Here is a 17750-nt window from a genome sequence, read left to right as displayed (position 1 = left end):
CGGCGTGCGGATTTCATCCTGCAGCAACAAATCGCAGCCAAAGAGGGGCCAAGGTCTCACTCCTCTCGGGCCATGGACCTAAGCCCTGCTGGAGCCGGGCGGCCCGCTCCTGGTGGAGCGGGGGCCCGGTCAGCTCCCTATGAGATGGGTGGGGGCGAACATCCGCAGGCGCGCCGGGAGGACGACGACGGAGGGGCCCGGGGCGGCCAGCGCCGCCGCGAGGTCGTCGCGGAGGGTGTCGGGAGTGGTGGCGGTCGCCGGGACACCGAAGGACTCGGCGAGGGCGACGAAGTCCGGACGCGCCAGCTCCGTGGCGGTCGCCTGGCCGAAGGCGTCGGTCATGTACTCGCGCAGGATGCCGTAACCGCCGTCGTCCACGATGAGCCAGGTGACGGGCAGGTCGTACTGGCGCGCGGTGGCCAGTTCGGCGATGGAGTACATGGCTCCGCCGTCCCCCGAGACCGCCAGCACCGGCCGCGTGGGATCGGCGGCGGCCGCGCCGAGCGCGGCGGGGAAGCCGTAGCCGAGGCCGCCGGCGCCCTGCGCGGAGTGCATCGTGTTCGGGTGCCGGGGGTCGAAGGCGGACCAGGCCCAGTAGCCGAGGATCGTCATGTCCCAGCAACTGGGCGCGGTGTCGGGCAGGGCGTCACGGACCGCGGCCAGCAGTTGCTGCTCCAGGCCGAGGTCCTGGCCGGCGATCCGGTCGCCGACGAGGGCCAGTACTTCGGCGACGGCCTTGGCGGCCCCCTCGTCCGGGCGCGGCACCGTCAGGTCGCACAGGGCGGCCAGCGAGAGCCGGGCGTCGCCGTGGATGCCCAGGGCCGGGTGGTTGGACTCCAGCTTCCCGAGGTCCGCCTCGATCTGGATCACCCGGCCGCGGGGGCGGAACGTGTGGTAGTTCGAGGAGAGTTCGCCGAGGCCGGAGCCGACGACGAGCAGCACATCGGCGGCTTCGAGGAAGTCGGTGGTGTGCCGGTCCTCGATCCAGGACTGCAGCGACAGCGGGTGCTCCCAGGGGAACGCGCCCTTGCCGCCGAACGTCGAGACGACCGGGGCGTCGAGCTGCTCGGCCAGCGCGAGGAGTTCACCGGCCGCACCGGACCGTACGACGCCGCCACCGGCCAGGATGACCGGCCGCTGCGCCCCGGACAGCAGCCGGGCCGCTTCGGTGATCAGCTCGGCGCGCGGCTCCAGCGGGCGGGGCACCGCACGCAGCGCGGTGACCGGCGGGACGTCGGTCTCGGCGAGCAGCACGTCCTGCGGGATCTCCACCCACACCGGGCCGTACGGAGCGGTGAGCGCGGACTCCCAGGCCTCGGCGATGGCCGAGGGGATCTGCGAGGCGGTGCGGACCGTGTGCACGGACTTGACCACGTCCCGGAACGACGCCTTCTGGTCGCGCAGTTCATGCAGATAGCCGTGGCGTCCGCCGCCGAGTCCGGCGGTCGGGACCTGGCTGCTGATGGCGAGCACCGGCGCGGAGGCCGCGGCGGACTCCTGGAGCGCGGCGAGCGTCATCAGCGCGCCGGGGCCGGTGGAGACCAGCAGCGGGGCGACCCGGCCGGTGACCCGGGAGTACGCGTCGGCGGCGAAGCCCGCGTTGTTCTCGACGCGCAGCCCCACGTAGTCGAGCTGGGAGCGGCGCAAGGCGTCGAAGGTGCCGAGGGCGTGCTGGCCCGGCAGCCCGAAGACCGTGGTCGCGCCGAGCGCGCCCAGGGATTCGACGACAAGATCGCCGCCGTTGCGGGTTGTCACTTGGCGCCCTGGCGGGCCGCGGAGATCTGCCGGGACATGATCGTGGTCAGCTCGTACGCCGTGTGGGAGGCCGCGACGGAGGTGATCTCCGCGTGGTCGTACGCGGGGGCCACCTCGACGACGTCGGCGGAGACCAGGTGGCAGGAGGAGAGCCCGCGGATGATCTCCAGGAGCTCCCGGGAGGTGAGCCCGCCGGCCTCCGGGGTGCCGGTGCCGGGGGCGTGCGCCGGGTCCAGGACGTCGATGTCGATGGAGATGTACAGCGGCCGGTCGCCGATGCGCTCGCGCAGCTGCTGTGCGACCTCGTCGACACCGCGGCGCATGACGTCCGCCGAGGTGACGATGCCGAAGCCCATCTTCTCGTCGTCGTCCAGGTCCTTCTTGCCGTACAGCGGGCCGCGGGTGCCGACGTGCGAGAGCGCCTCGGTGTCGAGGATGCCCTCCTCGACGGCGCGGCGGAACGGTGTGCCGTGGGTGTACTCGGCGCCGAAGTACGTGTCCCACGTGTCGAGGTGCGCGTCGAAGTGGAGCAGGGCGACAGGCCCGTGCTTGCGGGCGACCGAGCGCAGCAGCGGCAGCGCGATGGTGTGGTCGCCACCGAGGGTCATCAGGCGGGCGCCGGTGTCGAGCAGATCGTCGGCGGCGGCCTGGATCGTTTCGACCGCCTCGTTGATGTTGAACGGGTTGGCGGCGATGTCGCCCGCGTCCGCGACCTGGGCGAGCGCGAACGGCGAGGCGTCCTGCGCCGGGTTGTACGGGCGCAGCAGCCGGGATGCCTCACGGATGGCGTTGCCGCCGAAGCGGGCTCCGGGGCGGTAGGAGACCCCGCTGTCGAACGGCACACCGACCACGGCGACATCGGCGGTGCCCACCTCGTCCAGCCGGGGCAGCCGCGCGAACGTGGCGGGGCCGGCGTACCGCGGGATGCGGGACGAGTCGATCGGTCCACGCGGTTCGTTGCTGCTCATCGGGGTGCCTTCTTTCGTGTTACTCGTGGTGCTTCGGTGTGATTCGAGTGTCCCCCGACCCGCCGACAAGCGGGTCGGGGCTGTGGATAACTCCGGTTCAGGCCGATGCGGGGATCGGTTCAATCCCCGTGCCCGGACCGGTTCAGGCCTGTGCGGGCACCGGTGCCGCGACCGCCGGGCCGTCGGCGCCACGTCCCGCGAGCCGCTCGCGCCAGGCCGCCAGGACCGCCGCGTCGGTGGGCTTCGTGGCCAGGCTCACCACCGCGTACGTGACGAGCGAGGCCAGCAGCCCGTAGTAGACCGGTTCGTTCGCGAGGATGCCGTACCACCACATCAGGCCGACGACGGAGACACCGCCGGCCACGATCGAAGCCAGCGCTCCCGCGCCGGTGCCGCGCTTCCACAGCAGACCGCCGAGGATCGGCACCAGCAACCCGCCGACCAGCAGGTTGTAGGCGACGGTGAGTGCCTGGACGACATCGTTGAGCATGATCGCGATGGCGATCACCGCGATGCCCATGATCAGGATGAACATCCGGTTGCCGCGCACCTCGTCGCGGTCCTCGCCCTCCTGGACGCCGGCGACCACGCCGCGCAGCCGCGACCAGATGTCGTTGTTGGCGACGGTCGCGCAGGCGATCAGCGCACCGGACGAGGTCGACATGACGGCGGAGAGCGCGGCGGCCAGCACCAGTCCGCGCACCCCGACCGGCAGCGAGTCCTTGACGATGGTGGCGAAGGCGTCGTCCGCCGCCCCGAGGTTCGGGTAGATCACCTTGGCGGCGGTGCCGATGACGGCGCCGGCCAGCGCGTAGACCAGGCAGTACGTACCGGCGACCGTGCCGCCGAACCGTGCGACCTTGTCGGTGCGGGCGGTGAACACCCGCTGCCAGATGTCCTGCCCGATGAGCATGCCGAAGGTGTAGATCAGCACGTAGGTGAAGATCGTCTCGCCGCCGATGCCCAGCGGGTCGAAGTACTCGGTCGGCAGTTTCGCCTTCATCGCCGAGAACCCGCCCGCCTTGACGATCGCGATCGGCAGCAGGAGCAGCAGGACGCCGATCGTCTTGACGACGAACTGCACCATGTCGGTGAGCGTGATCGACCACATGCCGCCGAGGGTCGAGTACGCGACCACGATGGTGCCGCCCAGGATGATGGCGAGGGTGCGGTCGAGGCCGAAGAGCACGTCGAAGATGGTCGCGTAGGCGATGGTCGAGGTGACGGCGAGCATCAGTGTGTACGCCCACATCACGACGCCGGAGATCACACCGGCCTTGCCGCCGTACCGCAGGTCGAGCATCTCGGAGACGGTGTAGACGCGCAGCCGTGAGATGCGTGCCGAGAAGAAGATGCTCAGCAGGAGCAGGCCGAGGCCGATCGCGAAGACCATCCAGGCGCCGGACAGGCCGTGCTTGTAGCCCAGGCCCACGCCGCCGATGGTGGACGCACCACCGAGGACGATCGCCGCCATGGTGCCGGAGTACATCGTGGGACCGAGGCGGCGGCCCGCCACGAGGAAGTCGCTCTTGGACTTGGCGCGGCGCATGCCCCACCACCCCACAGCGAGCATGCCGACCAGATAGACGACGATCACCGCGTAGTCGACAGCCATGGGCTCTCCTCCGTCCGAAGCGCTTCACTGAATGCGGGCGATTCGGGGATGACCCTAGGTGGCCGAAAGATGGCACTGAAGTGTACGTTTCATCCATCTGATGTCACACCAGTGGATGGATCGCACATGCCGACCTTGGCGCCGCCCACTCCCCCGGTACCGCTCGCCGACCTGCTGGCCCGCGCGGACCTGGGACTTCGGCAGGTCGCGGGCCCGCGCGAGGACATTCCCGTCCACTGGGTGCACACCAGCGAAATGGAGGACCCGGTTCCATACCTCCTCGGCGGTGAGCTGCTGCTGACCGCCGGGGTGCACTTCCCGCCTGCGGGCAGCACCACGGGGCGACGGGAAACGCGCGACAAGGACGTCGACCGTGCGCATGACGCCGGCGTCGACCACACCCATCTCGACGACCACGCCTATCTCGACCACTACGTGGCCCGCGCCGTGGAGGCAGGTGCCGCGGCGCTCGGCTTCGGGCTCGCGCCCGTCTATGACGAGACGCCCCGCGCCCTCGTGGAGGCGTGCGAACGGTACGGCCTGCCTTTGGTGGAGGTTCCGCCGCAAACCCCTTTCACCGCGGTCGCCCGAGCCGTCTGGCAGGCGATGGCCGAGGCCCGCCACCGCGAGCTGCGCCGCGTCAGCGAGGCCCAGCAGTCGCTGGCCTCCGCCGCCGCCCGCCCCGAGCCGGTCCCCGCCGTGCTCCGCCAGCTCGCCCACCACCTGGGCGGCTGGGCGGCGCTCCTCGGCCCCGGCGGCGGGGAGTTGTACGGGGCGGGCTCCCGCCCCGGCCCGCCGGTCCGTACGGCGCTCAGCGAGCTGGCGCAGGTGGTCCGGCCGCTGCCGGGCGACCGGTCGCAGGCCGTCCAGGCTCCGTCCTCCGCCACCGACACCGTCGGCGGCACGCATCTGGCCGCCTACGCGCTGGCCGGGGGCGCTCCCGGGGAGGGCCTGGTGCTGGCGGTCGCCGCGGGGCGGCGCGATCCCGCCGACAACGCGCTCACGGGCGTCGCCACCGTGCTGCTCTCGTTGCTCACCGGCCCCTACCAGGGCACGGCCGACACCGACCGTTCGGCCGCCCTGGTCCGGTTGCTGCTCGGCGCGCGTCCCGAGGACGTCGCGCCGCTGCTGACCGGTCCCGCCCGCCCGGCCACGGCAGCGGACCGGGCGGCGGAAGCCCCCGAAGCGGCCGGGACGGGCTGGATCGTGGTGCACGGGCACCGCCGCGGCTCCGGCCCCACCCGTGGCGAGGCGGCGCCCCTGGCGGCGGCCGCGCTGGCCGCCGCGCTCGGCACCGCGTTGGTCGACGCGGACGGCGACGCCGTCCGGGCCCTGCTGCCCGCCGACCGCAGGATCTCGGCGCAGCCGGGCTGGACGCTCGGGGTCAGCGGCCCCGCGTCCACCGGAGAGCTGTCCGCCGCCGACGCCCAGGCGGCCGGCGCGCTGCGCCGGGCCGTCGCCAACCGCTCCGAGCTGGCCCGGCACCGCAGCGGCGGCGCGGGCATGACGGCGCTCGTGGCGCCCGAGGAGGCGCGCGCCCACGCCCGCGCCCTGCTGGAACCGCTGCTGGACTCCCCCGCACTCGTGGAGACGCTGCGCGCCTGGCTGGCGCTGCACGGCAGCTGGGACCGCAGCGCCGTCGCGCTGGAAGTGCACCGCAACACGGTCCGGCAGCGCATCGCGCGGACCGCCGCGCTGCTCGACGCGGACCTGGACGACCCCGACACTCGCATGGACCTCTGGTTCGCCCTGCGCTGGCTCTGAGCAGCGGCGACGCGAGCTCGGACCGGGAATCGGCACCAGGGTCGGATCGGGAGTCGGCACCAGGATCGATACCGGGACCGCCGCCCGGACCGGGCTCGGGAACGGCAGCTTCGGCGGCCGGTGGAAACGCCGTCCCGGACCCTCCGAGGGTCACACATCGGTGTCGATCACCCTCGCCCCCTACGCCCGTGCGGCCAGGCGCGACAATGAGACACATGCCCCATGACACGACGCCGTCCCGCCAGTCCCTCGCCGAGCACCTCATACGCACCCGCATCGCCGGTGACGTGGCCACGAGCCGCGAGAACAACCTCGATCACTACCGCGAGCTCGCCGAGGGCAACCGCTACTACTGGTTGGGTCTGGAGCTCGGCACCCGCTGGACCGACCCGCGGGCCGTGCTGGAGCTGATGGCGGAACGCTGCGGGGTCGTCGCCAACCCGAAGCACCGCAGGGGCCAGGACACCATTGACGCGGAACTGACGATCGACGCGTTGGACCGGATGGCCGTCGAGCTGCGCAAGGCCGCGGAATCCCGGGCCCGGGTGCTCTTCGCGACCGGTCACCCCGCCGGGATGTTCGCCGTGCACCAGGTGCTCGCCGCCGCGCTGCGCGAGGCGGGCTGCGAGATCCTGCTGCCCGCGGACCGTCTGTACGCCGACAACGGCGAGATCCGGCACATCGGTGGCGTGTCGGTCCTGCACCGCGGCGGAAACCTCATGCACACCCACTCTCCCGACCCGATGCGCGAAGTTCTGGACGCGATGGAGAACGAGGGCCAGGAGCCCGATCTCGTCGTCGCCGACCACGGATGGGCGGGTTTCGCGGGCAGCCAGGGCATCGACACGGTCGCTTTCGCCGACTGCAACGACCCCGCGCTGTTCGTCGGTGAGGCCGAGGGCGACCTGACGGTGACGGTGCCCCTGGACGACAACGTGCCGCCACACCTCTACGACCCGCTCACCGCCTACCTGCTCGCCGCCGCGGGCCTCGAAGCACGAACCTGAGCCCCGCGCAGGCACGCGGCCTACCCCCGCGCAGCGGATCTGCACTCTGCGGATCCGGAGTCTCTGGTTACGATCGCAGAGGGGCTCCAGAAGGCAGGCGCAAGTTGATCCATGTAGCGATCGTCGACGACGAGGCGCTGGTCAGGGTCGCCCTGCGGCGGATTCTGGAGACCGCCGGCGACATCACAGTGGTCGTCGACTGCGACGGCCGGAACGCGGTGGCCGCCATCGAAGCGGCCGGCCCCGACCTCGTACTGCTCGACGCCGTCATGCCGGCACCGGACGGGCTGACGGTGCTGCGGGAGCTGCGCGCGCTGCCACGGCCGCCGGCCGTCGCGATGCTCACCGCGTTCGACACCAGCGCGTACATCAGTGCCGCGATGCGGGAGGGCGCCACCGGCTTCCTCCTCAAGGACACGGCCGTGGGCACGCTGATCGACTCCGTGCGGGTCCTCGCCTCGGGCGGGACGGTCTTCACACCGACCGTCAGCCGTACCGTCGTCCACGGCTACCTCGGGGCCGGGCCGGAGCTGTCCGGTCCCGGCGGCACGGACACCGTCGCGCTCGGCCTGCTCACCACGCGCGAGCGCGAGGTCCTCGTCCTCCTGGCGGCGGGTCTGCCGAACTCCGACATCGCCGCGCGACTGGGGATCACGGTCGCGACCGTCAAGGACCATGTGCGCGCGGTGCTGCGGAAGCTGGACGCGCCCAACCGGGTCGCCGCGGCCGTGCTCGCGCACCGCGCGGGACTGGTCCCGGCGGCGGGGCGGAGATGAGAGTGCGGCCGGCCGTCCTGGATGCCGCCCTCATCGTCCTCTCGTCGGCCGAGGTGTGGGCGACACGGTCGATGGGCGGCTCCCTCTCGCTCGCCGTCGCGTGCGCGGCGACCGCCGCCCTCCTGGTGCGCCGCCGCTTTCCGCTGCTCGCTTTCGCCGCGACGCTGCCCGCGCTCTCGCTCGGCTACGTGTGGCTGGCGCCGATGGCCGCGCTCTACCAGGTCGCCTCCGGCGGAACGGGACGCACGGCACCGGACGCGCCCGGCAGTCCCGGTTCAGGCTCCGGGTCCGGGTCCGGGTCCGGGTCCGACTCCCGGTCCCGGTCCGATCTCCGCGTCACACCGCAGATGTGGGTCGTCGGCGGCTGCGCCGCGGCCGTGGCCGTGGTCTCCTTCGTGCCCTGGCCGTGGCTCGGCACGATCGACTGGGAGCCGGCGCCCACGATCCTGGCCCTGCTGCTCTCCGCCCTGCTGGCCACCGCCCCCGTCGCGCTGGGGCTGCTCGGCGCCTCCCGGCGGGAGTTGTCGGCGCGCCTCACCGAACTGGCCGCGAGCCGTGAACGCGAGGGGCGGCTCGCCGCCGAGCAGGCCGTCGCACAGGAACGCGCCCGGCTCGCCCGCGAGATGCACGACACCGTGGCCCATCACATCAGCCTCATCGCGGTGCAGTCCGGCGCGCTGGAGGTCACCGCGCGGAGCCAGGAGGCCCGGGACGCGGCCGGTGCGGTCCGCGAGCTGAGCCGGGATGCGCTCGACGAACTGCGCCGCATGGTGGGCCTGCTGCGGCTTCCGGTGACGAACGCGGCCGGCTCGTCGGGATCGGGAGGCCCGTCGGGCTCGGCAGGCTCGTCTGGCGGCGCGGAGCCGTCCGGCCCGGGGCTGGCCGAACTGCCGGCGCTGCTGGCGACGGCCGGACCCAAGGTGCGGGGCCGGGTCGACGCGGGAAGCTGCCCGGCGGCGGTCGGACACGCCGCCTACCGGATCGTGCAGGAGTCGTTGACCAACGTGCGCAAGCACGCGACGGGCGCGGAGACGGAGGTCGACGTGCACCTGGCCGACGGCCGGCTGCTCGTCAGTGTCCGCAACGGCCCGCCGGGCGACATCCCGCGTCCCCAGCTGCCCTCCGGCGGCCACGGCCTCGCCGGCCTGCGCGAACGTGCCGCCCAGCTGGGCGGCACCCTCGACGCGTCCGTACAGCCCGACGGCGGCTTCCTGGTGCGGGCCGTCCTACCCGCCGCCCAGGGCCTGCCCGCCGCCTAGGCCCGTCCGCCGCCCAGGGCCTGCCCGCTGCCTGAGGCCCGTCCGGCCCGGCCTAGCGCGGGACGCGGACCACGCCCTCCTGGATCACGGACACCACGAGCCGCCCGTCCTGGGTGTAGATGCGGGCGGTGCCCAGTCCCCGGCCGCCGGACGCCGACGGGCTCTGCTGGTCGTACAGCAGCCATTCGTCGGCGCGGAAGGGCCGGTGGAACCACATGGCGTGGTCCAGGCTGGCGCCGACCACGTCGCCGACGGCCCAGCCGCCTCGCCCGTGGGCGAGGAGCACCGAGTCCAGCAGCGTCATGTCCGAGACGTACGTGGCCAGGCAGACGTGCAGCAGCGGGTCGTCCGCGAGCTTGCCGCGGGTGCGGAACCACACCTGGGAGCGCGGTTCGCGCGGGCCCTGCCCGGCGGCGAGGAACGGCGGGTCCTCGGCGTACCGCAGGTCGACGGCGGCCCGTGCCTCCAGGAGGCGGTCGACGACCTTGGGGTCGGGGAACCTGTCCGCATGCGCGGGCAGCAGTTCCTCGGCGGTGGGCAGCGACTCGGGGTCCGGCGCCGGCGGCATGGGCTCCTGGTGCTCGAGCCCTTCCTCGTGCTCCTGGAAGGACGCCGACAGATGGAAGATCGGCTGCCCGTGCTGGACGGCCACCACCCTTCGGGTGGTGAAGGAGCGGCCGTCCCGGATCCGGTCCACCTGGTAGACGATCGGCGCGCCGGGGTCGCCCGGCCGCAGGAAGTACGCGTGCAGGGAGTGTGCGGCCCGGTCCTCGGGGACGGTGCGGCCCGCCGCGACCAGGGCCTGGGCGGCGACCTGGCCGCCGAACACCCGCGGCACGACTGCCGACCTGCTGATGCCGCGGAAGATGTCCTGCTCGATCCGCTCCAGATCGAGCAGATCGAGCAGGGACGTCAGCGCTGTGTTCACAGGGTCGCGCTCACAGGCCCATCGACTTGGCGATGATGGAGCGCATGACCTCGCTGGTGCCGCCGTAGATGCGGTTGACGCGGTTGTCCGCGTACAGGCGGGCTATGGGGTACTCCAGCATGTAGCCGTAGCCGCCGTGCAGCTGCAGGCACTTGTCGATGACGCGGGCCGCGACCTCGGTGCAGAAGAGCTTGGCGGAGGCGGCGTCGGCGGCGGTCAGCTCACCGGCGTCGTGCGCGTCCAGGGCGCGGTCGACGACGGCCTGGGCCGCGTCCACCTCGGCCTTGCAGTCGGCGAGCACGAACTTGGTGTTCTGGAACGAGGCGACGGACTGGCCGAAGACGGTGCGGTCCTGGACGTACGCCTTGGCGAAACCGATGGCGGCGGAGGCCTGCGCGTAGGCGCCCACGGCGATGGCGATACGTTCCTGCGGCAGGTTCTGGCCGAGGTAGGAGAAGCCCTTGCCCTCCTCGCCGAGCAGGTCCTCGACGGGCACCTTCACGTCGGTGAAGGACAGCTCGGCGGTGTCGGAGGTCTTGAGGCCGAGCTTCTCCAGCTTGCGGCCGACGGCGTAGCCCTCGGTCCTGGTGTCGACGACCAGCAGGGAGATGCCCGCGCGGCGGTCCTCGGGGGTGGCCGGGGCGGTCCGGGCGCAGACGATGACGCGGTCGGCGTGCACGCCGCCGGTGATGAAGGTCTTGGCGCCGTTGAGGACGTAGTGCGTGCCGTCCTCGGAGAGCTTGGCGGTGGTCTTCATGCCGGCCAGGTCGGAGCCGGTGCCCGGCTCGGTCATGGCGATGGCGGTCATCATGTCGCCGGAGACGAAGTCCGGGAGCCAGCGCTTCTTCTGCTCGTCGTTGGCGTAGGCCAGCAGGTACGGGAGGCAGAGGCCGGTGTGCACGCCGCTGCCGCCGAAGCTGACGCCGGCGCGGGCGCACTCCTCGGTGATGACGGCCTGGAACTTGAAGCTGGTCTCGCCGGCGCCGCCGAACTCCTCGGGCACCTCGATACCGAAGACGCCCAGCTCACCGAGCTTGCGGTAGAAGTCGCGGGGTGCCTGGCCGGCCGCCAGCCACTGGTCGTAGACGGGTACGACCTCGGCCGCGATGAAGTCCCGGATCGTCTCGCGGAACGCTTCGTGGTCCTCGTTGAACACCGTACGACGCACTTCGCGCCTCCTCTGGGCCTGAGACATGGGATCCGGGACCGAGGTCCGGGAAATTAAGCAAGCGCTCAGTAAGTTACTCGCCGGTCGTCCATGCTGTCCAGAGCCGTCAGTGCGCCGAGTGCCAGCCGGTGCAGCAGCGCCGCGGTGTCGTTCCGGTCCGGGAGCCCGCTGTGCGCGCCCAGGTGCGGGGTGGAGTTGAGGAGCCCGAAGACCGCGTGCACGGCGGCCCTGACCTGCGGCTCGGGCGCGGCCGGACGCACCTGCCGGACGACCTCGACCCACTGCTCGACGTACTGCCGCTGGAGCTGGCGCACCAGCTTGCGGTCGGAATCGCGCAGCCGGTCCAGCTCGCGGTCGTGCAGGGTGATCAGCGGGCGGTCGTCGAGCGCGAAGTCGATATGGCCGCGGACCAGCGCGTCCAACGCCCCGGCCGGGTCCGAGGCCCCGGCGACCCGCGCCTTCCCGGCCGTGAGCAGCCGGCCGCTGATGCCGACGAGCAGCTCGGCGAGCATCGCGTCCTTGCCCGCGAAGTGGCGGTACAGACCGGGTCCGCTGATGCCGACCGCGGCCCCTATCTCATCCACACCGACGCCATGGAATCCGCGTTCGGCGAAGAGCCGGGCGGCCTCCCGGAGGATCTGGTCGCGGCGGTTCTCGGTCGCCTTCGTGGGGTGCATGGAACGAGTCTAGACAATCCCGTTAGCGAGCGTTAACGTGAAGGACACCACGTTAACGCTCGCTAACTTCCGGGGGCCCGACACATGGCAGCACCCGTCCTCTCCAGCGCCGCCGATCCGGCGTCGGAGACCTACCGCGCCAATGCGGCGGCGCACGCCGAACTGAGTGCGCGGCTGCGCGACAAGCTCGCCGCCGCCCGGCTCGGCGGCGGCGAGAAGGCCCGCGCCCGGCACACCGCGCGCGGCAAGCTCCTGCCCCGCGACCGGGTGGACGGGCTGCTCGACCCCGGCTCGCCCTTCCTTGAGCTGGCCCCGCTGGCCGCCGACGGGATGTACGAGGGCCAGGCCCCGGCCGCCGGCGTCGTCGCCGGCATCGGCAGGGTCTCCGGCCGCGAGGTCGTGGTGGTCGCCAATGACGCCACGGTCAAGGGCGGCACGTACTACCCCATGACGGTGAAGAAGCACCTGCGGGCCCAGGAGGTCGCGCTCGACAACCGGCTGCCGTGCGTCTATCTGGTCGACTCGGGCGGCGCCTTCCTGCCCCGGCAGGACGAGGTGTTCCCGGACCGCGACCACTTCGGCCGGATCTTCTACAACCAGGCGACGATGTCGGCCCGCGGCATCCCGCAGATCGCCGCGGTGATGGGCTCGTGCACCGCCGGCGGTGCGTACGTCCCCGCCATGAGCGACGAAGCGGTCATCGTCCGCAACCAGGGCACGATCTTCCTGGGCGGGCCGCCGCTGGTGAAGGCCGCGACCGGTGAGGTCGTCACCGCCGAGGAGCTGGGCGGCGGCGAGGTGCACTCCAGGATCTCCGGCGTCACCGACCACCTGGCCGAGGACGACGCCCACGCGCTGCGCATCGTGCGGAACATCGTCTCCACCCTCGGCCCCCGGGTCCCCCGCCCCTGGGACGTCGACCCGGTCGAGGAGCCCGCCGTGGACCCGGCAGGGCTCACCGGCGCGGTGCCCGTCGACTCCCGCACCCCGTACGACGTGCGCGAGGTCATCGCCAGGATCGTCGACGGCAGCCGCTTCGCCGAGTTCAAGGCGGAGTACGGCGCGACGCTCGTCACCGGCTTCGCCCATGTGCACGGCCACCCGGTCGGCATCATCGCCAACAACGGCATCCTCTTCGCCGAATCCGCCATGAAGGGCGCGCACTTCATCGAGCTGTGCGACCAGCGCGGCATCCCGCTGCTCTTCCTGCAGAACATCTCCGGGTTCATGGTGGGCCGCCAGTACGAGGCGGGCGGTATCGCCAAGCACGGCGCGAAGATGGTCACCGCCGTGGCCTGCGCGCGGGTGCCCAAACTGACGGTCGTCATCGGTGGCTCGTACGGCGCCGGCAACTACTCGATGTGCGGCCGGGCCTATTCACCGCGCTTCCTGTGGATGTGGCCCAACGCCAAGATCTCCGTGATGGGCGGCGAACAGGCCGCGTCCGTGCTCGCCACCGTCAAGCGCGACCAGATCGAGGCGGCGGGCGGGGAGTGGGCTCCCGACGAGGAGACCGCGTTCAAGGACCCGATCAGGGCCCAGTACGACACCCAGGGCAACGCCTACTACGCGACCGCCCGACTCTGGGACGACGGCGTGATCGACCCGCTGGAGACCCGCACGGTCCTGGGCCTCGCGCTCACCGCCTGCGCCAACGCGCCGCTGGGTGAGCCCGGCTACGGCGTCTTCCGGATGTGAGGACAGAGATGACCATGTTCGACACCGTCCTCATCGCCAACCGCGGCGAGATCGCCGTCCGGGTGATCCGCACGCTGCGGCGCCTCGGCGTGCGTTCGGTCGCCGTGTACAGCGACGCGGACGCCGATGCCCGGCACGTCCGCGAGGCCGACACCGCGGTCCGTATCGAGAACTACCTCTCCATCGACGAGCAGTTGCGCGCCGCCGCCCGCAGCGGGGCCAGGGCCGTCCACCCCGGCTACGGCTTCCTCGCGGAGAACGCCGCCTTCGCCCAGGCCTGCACCGACGCGGGGCTGGTCTTCATCGGACCGCCGGCCTCGGCGATCCAGCTGATGGGCGACAAGATCCGCGCCAAGGCGACCGTCCTGGAGGCCGGCGTCCCGGTCGTACCGGGATCTTCCGGCAGCGGACTCACCGACACCCAACTCATCGGCGAAGCACGGAAGATCGGCATGCCGGTCCTGCTCAAGCCGTCGGCAGGCGGCGGCGGCAAGGGCATGCGCCTGGTGCGGGACGAGACGCTGCTCGGCGACGAGATCGCCGCCGCCCGGCGGGAGGCCCGCGGCTCCTTCGGCGACGACACCCTCCTCGTCGAGCGCTGGATCGACCGGCCGCGGCACATCGAGATCCAGGTGCTGGCCGACGCCCACGGCAATGTCATCCACCTGGGCGAGCGGGAGTGCTCGCTGCAGCGCCGGCACCAGAAGGTCATCGAGGAGGCGCCCAGCGTACTTCTGGACGAGGCCACCCGCGCGGCGATGGGAGAGGCCGCCGTGCAGGCCGCCCGCTCCTGCGGCTATGTCGGCGCCGGCACCGTCGAGTTCATCGTCCCGGGCGCGGATCCGTCCGCGTACTGCTTCATGGAGATGAACACCCGCCTCCAGGTCGAGCACCCCGTCACCGAACTCATCACCGGCCTGGACCTCGTCGAATGGCAGCTGCGCGTCGCCTCCGGCGAGCCGCTGCCGTTCGGGCAGGAGGGCGTCACCCTCACCGGCCACGCCGTCGAGGCCCGGATCTGCGCCGAGGACCCGGCCCGTGGTTTCCTGCCCTCCGGCGGGACCGTGCTGTCGCTCCACGAACCGCAGGGCGACGGGGTCCGCACCGACTCCGGGCTCGCCGAGGGCACGGAGATCGGCAGCCTGTACGACCCGATGCTGTCCAAGGTCATCGCGTACGGTCCCGACCGTGCCACCGCGCTGCGCAAGCTGCGCGCGGCACTGGCCTCCACCGTCACGCTGGGCGTCGCCACCAACGCCGGTTTCCTGCGCCGGCTGCTGGCCCACCCGGAGGTGGTCTCCGGCGTCCTCGACACCGGTCTGGTCGAGCGCGACGTCGCCTCGCTGACCTCGTCGGACGTCCCGCCCGAGGTCTACGCCGCCGCCGCGCTGCTGCGCCAGGCCGCCCTGCTCCCCCCGTCGGACTCCACGACCTGGACGGATCCGTTCTCGGCGGCCGACGGCTGGCGGCTGGGCGGCGAGCCGGCCTGGACCACGCACCATCTGCGGGTGCCCGGCCACGATCCGCTGGCCATCCTGGTCCGCGGGAACGAGGTCCGGGTGGGCGACGCGGCGCCGGTCGCCGCCCGCCTGGTCACCGACGGCAGACGCGGCGTCCTGCACTGGGACGGCGCCACCCATTCCTTCCACCACGCGGGCTCCTGGCTGGGCCGGGACGGGGACAGCTGGCACGTCGCCGACCACGACCCCGTCGAGGCGGCCCTGAGCGGCAGCGCGGGCGCCGGTGGCACCGACGCGCTCACCGCGCCGATGCCTGGCACCGTGACCGTCGTCAAGGTCGCGACCGGGGACGAGGTGACCGCGGGCCAGAGCCTGCTGGTCGTCGAGGCGATGAAGATGGAACACGTCATCACCGCTCCCCACGACGGCACGGTCACCGAGATCGACGTCACCCCCGGCAGCACCGTCGCCATGGACCAGGTGCTAGCCGTCATCACTCCCCGGGAGGAGTCATGACCAACGGTCTGCCCATGTCCGTACCGGCGTCCGGACTGCCCGCCCGTGTCAGGATCCACGAGGTCGGCGCGCGCGACGGGCTGCAGAACGAGAAGACGACCGTCCCGACCGCGGTGAAGGCCGAGTTCATCCACCGGCTGGCCGCCGCGGGCCTCGGCACCATCGAGGCGACCAGCTTCGTCCACCCCAAGTGGGTGCCCCAACTGGCCGACGCGGCGGAGCTGATGCTGCTGCTGGCGGATGTGGACGCGCGGCTGCCGGTGCTGGTCCCCAACGAACGGGGCCTGGAGCGCGCTCTGGCGCTCGGCGTCCAGGAGATCGCGGTCTTCGGCAGCGCGACCGAGTCGTTCGCCAAGGCCAACCTGAACCGGACCGTCGACGAGTCCCTCGCGATGTTCGAGCCGGTCGTCGCCAAGGCCCGGGAGGCCGGAGCCACCGTGCGCGGCTATCTCTCGATGTGCTTCGGCGACCCGTGGGAGGGCCCGGTCCCGGTGGACCAGGTGGCCGCTGTCGCCCGCCGGCTGTACGACCTGGGGTGCACCGAGCTGAGCCTGGGCGACACGATCGGGGTCGCCACCCCCGGCCATGTCACCGCGCTGCTCGCCGCCCTGGCGGAGCAGGGAATCCCGACCGACCGGCTCGCCGTGCACTTCCACGACACGTACGGCCAGGCGCTCTCCAACACCCTGGCCGCCCTCCAGCACGGGGTGACCGTCGTGGACGCTTCGGCGGGCGGCCTCGGCGGCTGCCCGTACGCGAAGAGCGCCACCGGAAACCTCGCCACCGAAGACCTCGTCTGGATGCTGAACGGCCTCGGTATCGACACCGGGGTCGACCTCGACCGCCTCACCGCCACAAGCGTGTGGATGGCGGAGCAGCTCGGGAGGCCAAGCCCCTCCCGCACCGTCCGCGCCCTCTCCCACCAGGAGCCGTAGTCATGTCGATCGACCACCGCCTCGCCCCCGAGCACGAGGAACTGCGCCGTACCGTCGAGGCGTTCGCGCACGACGTGATCGCGCCGAAGATCGGGGAGTTCTACGAGAACCACGAGTTCCCGTACGAGATCATCCGTGAGATGGGCCGGATGGGCCTGTTCGGGCTGCCCTTCCCCGAGGAGTACGGCGGCATGGGCGGCGACTACCTCGCCCTCGGCATCGTCCTCGAGGAGCTCGCGCGGGTGGACTCGTCCGTCGCCATCACCCTCGAAGCGGGCGTCTCGCTGGGCGCGATGCCGATCTTCCGCTTCGGCACCGAGGAGCAGAAACGCGAGTGGCTGCCGCGGATGTGTTCCGGGGAGATCCTGGGCGCGTTCGGGCTGACCGAGCCCGAGTGCGGTTCCGACGCCGGCGGCACCCGCACCACCGCCCGGCTGGACGAGGCGACGAATGAATGGGTGATCAACGGCACCAAGTGCTTCATCACCAACTCCGGTACGGACATCACGGGTCTGGTCACGGTCACCGCCGTCACCGGCCGCAAGGACGACGGACGGCCGCTGATCTCGTCGATCATCGTGCCCTCGGGCACGCCGGGCTTCGGTGTCGCGGCCCCGTACTCCAAGGTCGGCTGGAACGCCTCGGACACCCGTGAGCTGTCGTTCTCCGACTGCCGGGTGCCGGCCGCGAACCTGCTCGGCGAGGAGGGCCGCGGCTACGCGCAGTTCCTGCGGATCCTCGACGAGGGACGGATCGCGATCTCGGCGCTGGCCACCGGGCTGGCCCAGGGCTGTGTCGACGAGTCCCTGGCGTACGCGAAGACCCGGGAGGCGTTCGGCCGGCCGATCGGCGCGAACCAGGCGATCCAGTTCAAGCTGGCCGACATGGAGATGCGCGCCCACACCGCCCGCCTCGCCTGGCGCGACGCCGCCTCCCGGCTGCTGCAGGGCGAACCGTTCAAGAAGGAGGCGGCGCTCGCGAAGCTGTACTCCTCGGAGATCGCGGTCACCAACGCCCGTGAGGCCACCCAGATCCACGGCGGGTACGGCTTCATGAACGAGTACCCGGTGGCCCGTATGTGGCGGGACTCCAAGATCCTGGAGATCGGCGAGGGCACCAGCGAGGTCCAGCGGATGCTGATCGCCCGCGAGCTGGGGCTCACGGGCTGACGAGGCGGACGGCTGACCGTCGGACCGGCGGCCGGTGGACCGCCGGTCCTGACGG

At 72.2% G+C, this 17750-nt stretch carries 14 protein-coding genes; 8 read left to right on the top strand and 6 right to left on the bottom strand.

Annotated features, from left to right (window positions below):
- Positions 1-129: 129 nt before the first annotated feature.
- From AC07DC_RS12420 to AC07DC_RS12410, 3 genes are all read right to left on the bottom strand, one after another.
- Positions 130-1755, bottom strand: a complete 1626-nt coding sequence (locus AC07DC_RS12420) for a thiamine pyrophosphate-binding protein (RefSeq protein ID WP_478914328.1) — start codon at positions 1753-1755, stop codon at positions 130-132.
- Positions 1752-2723 carry an agmatinase gene (speB, locus tag AC07DC_RS12415; RefSeq protein ID WP_478914327.1) on the bottom strand — a complete coding sequence of 324 codons (972 nt, stop codon included), beginning with the start codon at positions 2721-2723 and terminating at the stop codon, positions 1752-1754. Before speB ends, AC07DC_RS12420 begins: the two co-directional genes overlap by 4 nt.
- A gap of 142 nt (positions 2724-2865) precedes the next feature.
- Positions 2866-4338, bottom strand: coding sequence for a sodium:solute symporter family protein (locus tag AC07DC_RS12410; RefSeq protein ID WP_478914326.1), 1473 nt, complete (start codon positions 4336-4338; stop codon positions 2866-2868).
- A 126-nt stretch (positions 4339-4464) separates the two neighbouring features.
- Here AC07DC_RS12410 and AC07DC_RS12405 point away from each other — a divergent pair, with 126 nt between their 5' ends.
- The 4 genes from AC07DC_RS12405 to AC07DC_RS12390 all read left to right on the top strand — a co-directional run bounded on the left by AC07DC_RS12405 (position 4465) and on the right by AC07DC_RS12390 (position 9144).
- On the top strand, positions 4465-6102 hold the full coding sequence (locus tag AC07DC_RS12405) for a PucR family transcriptional regulator ligand-binding domain-containing protein (RefSeq protein ID WP_478914325.1): 1638 nt from the start codon (positions 4465-4467) through the stop codon (positions 6100-6102).
- A gap of 215 nt (positions 6103-6317) precedes the next feature.
- Positions 6318-7109, top strand: a complete 792-nt coding sequence (locus AC07DC_RS12400) for a phosphatase (RefSeq protein ID WP_478914324.1) — start codon at positions 6318-6320, stop codon at positions 7107-7109.
- Between the two features lie 104 nt (positions 7110-7213).
- The gene (locus tag AC07DC_RS12395) at positions 7214-7885 is read left to right on the top strand and encodes a response regulator (protein ID WP_478914323.1); all 672 of its coding nucleotides are present in this window, start codon (positions 7214-7216) and stop codon (positions 7883-7885) included.
- On the top strand, positions 7882-9144 hold the full coding sequence (locus tag AC07DC_RS12390) for a sensor histidine kinase (RefSeq protein ID WP_478914322.1): 1263 nt from the start codon (positions 7882-7884) through the stop codon (positions 9142-9144). The genes AC07DC_RS12395 and AC07DC_RS12390 overlap by 4 nt, the downstream gene beginning before the upstream one ends.
- Before the next feature lie 52 nt (positions 9145-9196).
- On the opposite strand, the gene tesB is transcribed toward AC07DC_RS12390, so the two are convergent.
- From tesB to AC07DC_RS12375, 3 genes are all read right to left on the bottom strand, one after another.
- A complete protein-coding gene (gene tesB / locus AC07DC_RS12385) occupies positions 9197-10072 on the bottom strand; it encodes an acyl-CoA thioesterase II (protein WP_478914321.1) in 876 nt (291 codons plus the stop codon).
- A gap of 10 nt (positions 10073-10082) precedes the next feature.
- Positions 10083-11240, bottom strand: a complete 1158-nt coding sequence (locus AC07DC_RS12380) for an acyl-CoA dehydrogenase family protein (protein ID WP_478914320.1) — start codon at positions 11238-11240, stop codon at positions 10083-10085.
- A 65-nt stretch (positions 11241-11305) separates the two neighbouring features.
- Positions 11306-11917, bottom strand: coding sequence for an SACE_7040 family transcriptional regulator (locus AC07DC_RS12375; protein ID WP_478914319.1), 612 nt, complete (start codon positions 11915-11917; stop codon positions 11306-11308).
- An 84-nt stretch (positions 11918-12001) separates the two neighbouring features.
- On the opposite strand from AC07DC_RS12375, the gene AC07DC_RS12370 reads away from it, so the two are divergent.
- Genes AC07DC_RS12370 through AC07DC_RS12355 form a run of 4 tightly spaced genes read left to right on the top strand, consistent with a single transcriptional unit; the run spans position 12002 to position 17695 of the window.
- On the top strand, positions 12002-13615 hold the full coding sequence (locus tag AC07DC_RS12370) for a carboxyl transferase domain-containing protein (protein WP_478914318.1): 1614 nt from the start codon (positions 12002-12004) through the stop codon (positions 13613-13615).
- Between the two features lie 14 nt (positions 13616-13629).
- A complete protein-coding gene (locus AC07DC_RS12365; protein ID WP_478914624.1) occupies positions 13630-15591 on the top strand; it encodes an acetyl/propionyl/methylcrotonyl-CoA carboxylase subunit alpha in 1962 nt (653 codons plus the stop codon).
- Positions 15588-16526 carry a hydroxymethylglutaryl-CoA lyase gene (locus AC07DC_RS12360; protein WP_478914317.1) on the top strand — a complete coding sequence of 313 codons (939 nt, stop codon included), beginning with the start codon at positions 15588-15590 and terminating at the stop codon, positions 16524-16526. The genes AC07DC_RS12365 and AC07DC_RS12360 overlap by 4 nt, the downstream gene beginning before the upstream one ends.
- Positions 16527-16528: 2 nt before the next feature.
- Positions 16529-17695 carry an acyl-CoA dehydrogenase family protein gene (locus AC07DC_RS12355; RefSeq protein ID WP_478914316.1) on the top strand — a complete coding sequence of 389 codons (1167 nt, stop codon included), beginning with the start codon at positions 16529-16531 and terminating at the stop codon, positions 17693-17695.
- Positions 17696-17750 lie beyond the last annotated feature (55 nt).

The organism is Streptomyces sp. NPDC045021, assembly GCF_056432645.1.
Note: the sequence above shows the minus strand (reverse complement) of the source record. Positions and strands in the feature narration are given on the sequence as shown.

Bases quoted from the DNA above. Each gene is read 5' to 3' on its own strand.
- speB (WP_478914327.1), bottom strand. From the start codon at position 2,723: ATGAGCAGCAACGAACCGCGTGGACCGATCGACTCGTCCCGCATCCCG.
- AC07DC_RS12410 (WP_478914326.1), bottom strand. From the start codon at position 4,338: ATGGCTGTCGACTACGCGGTGATCGTCGTCTATCTGGTCGGCATGCTC.
- AC07DC_RS12405 (WP_478914325.1), top strand. From the start codon at position 4,465: ATGCCGACCTTGGCGCCGCCCACTCCCCCGGTACCGCTCGCCGACCTG.
- AC07DC_RS12400 (WP_478914324.1), top strand. From the start codon at position 6,318: ATGCCCCATGACACGACGCCGTCCCGCCAGTCCCTCGCCGAGCACCTC.
- AC07DC_RS12390 (WP_478914322.1), top strand. From the start codon at position 7,882: ATGAGAGTGCGGCCGGCCGTCCTGGATGCCGCCCTCATCGTCCTCTCG.
- AC07DC_RS12375 (WP_478914319.1), bottom strand. From the start codon at position 11,917: ATGCACCCCACGAAGGCGACCGAGAACCGCCGCGACCAGATCCTCCGG.
- AC07DC_RS12370 (WP_478914318.1), top strand. From the start codon at position 12,002: ATGGCAGCACCCGTCCTCTCCAGCGCCGCCGATCCGGCGTCGGAGACC.
- AC07DC_RS12365 (WP_478914624.1), top strand. From the start codon at position 13,630: ATGTTCGACACCGTCCTCATCGCCAACCGCGGCGAGATCGCCGTCCGG.
- AC07DC_RS12360 (WP_478914317.1), top strand. From the start codon at position 15,588: ATGACCAACGGTCTGCCCATGTCCGTACCGGCGTCCGGACTGCCCGCC.
- AC07DC_RS12355 (WP_478914316.1), top strand. From the start codon at position 16,529: ATGTCGATCGACCACCGCCTCGCCCCCGAGCACGAGGAACTGCGCCGT.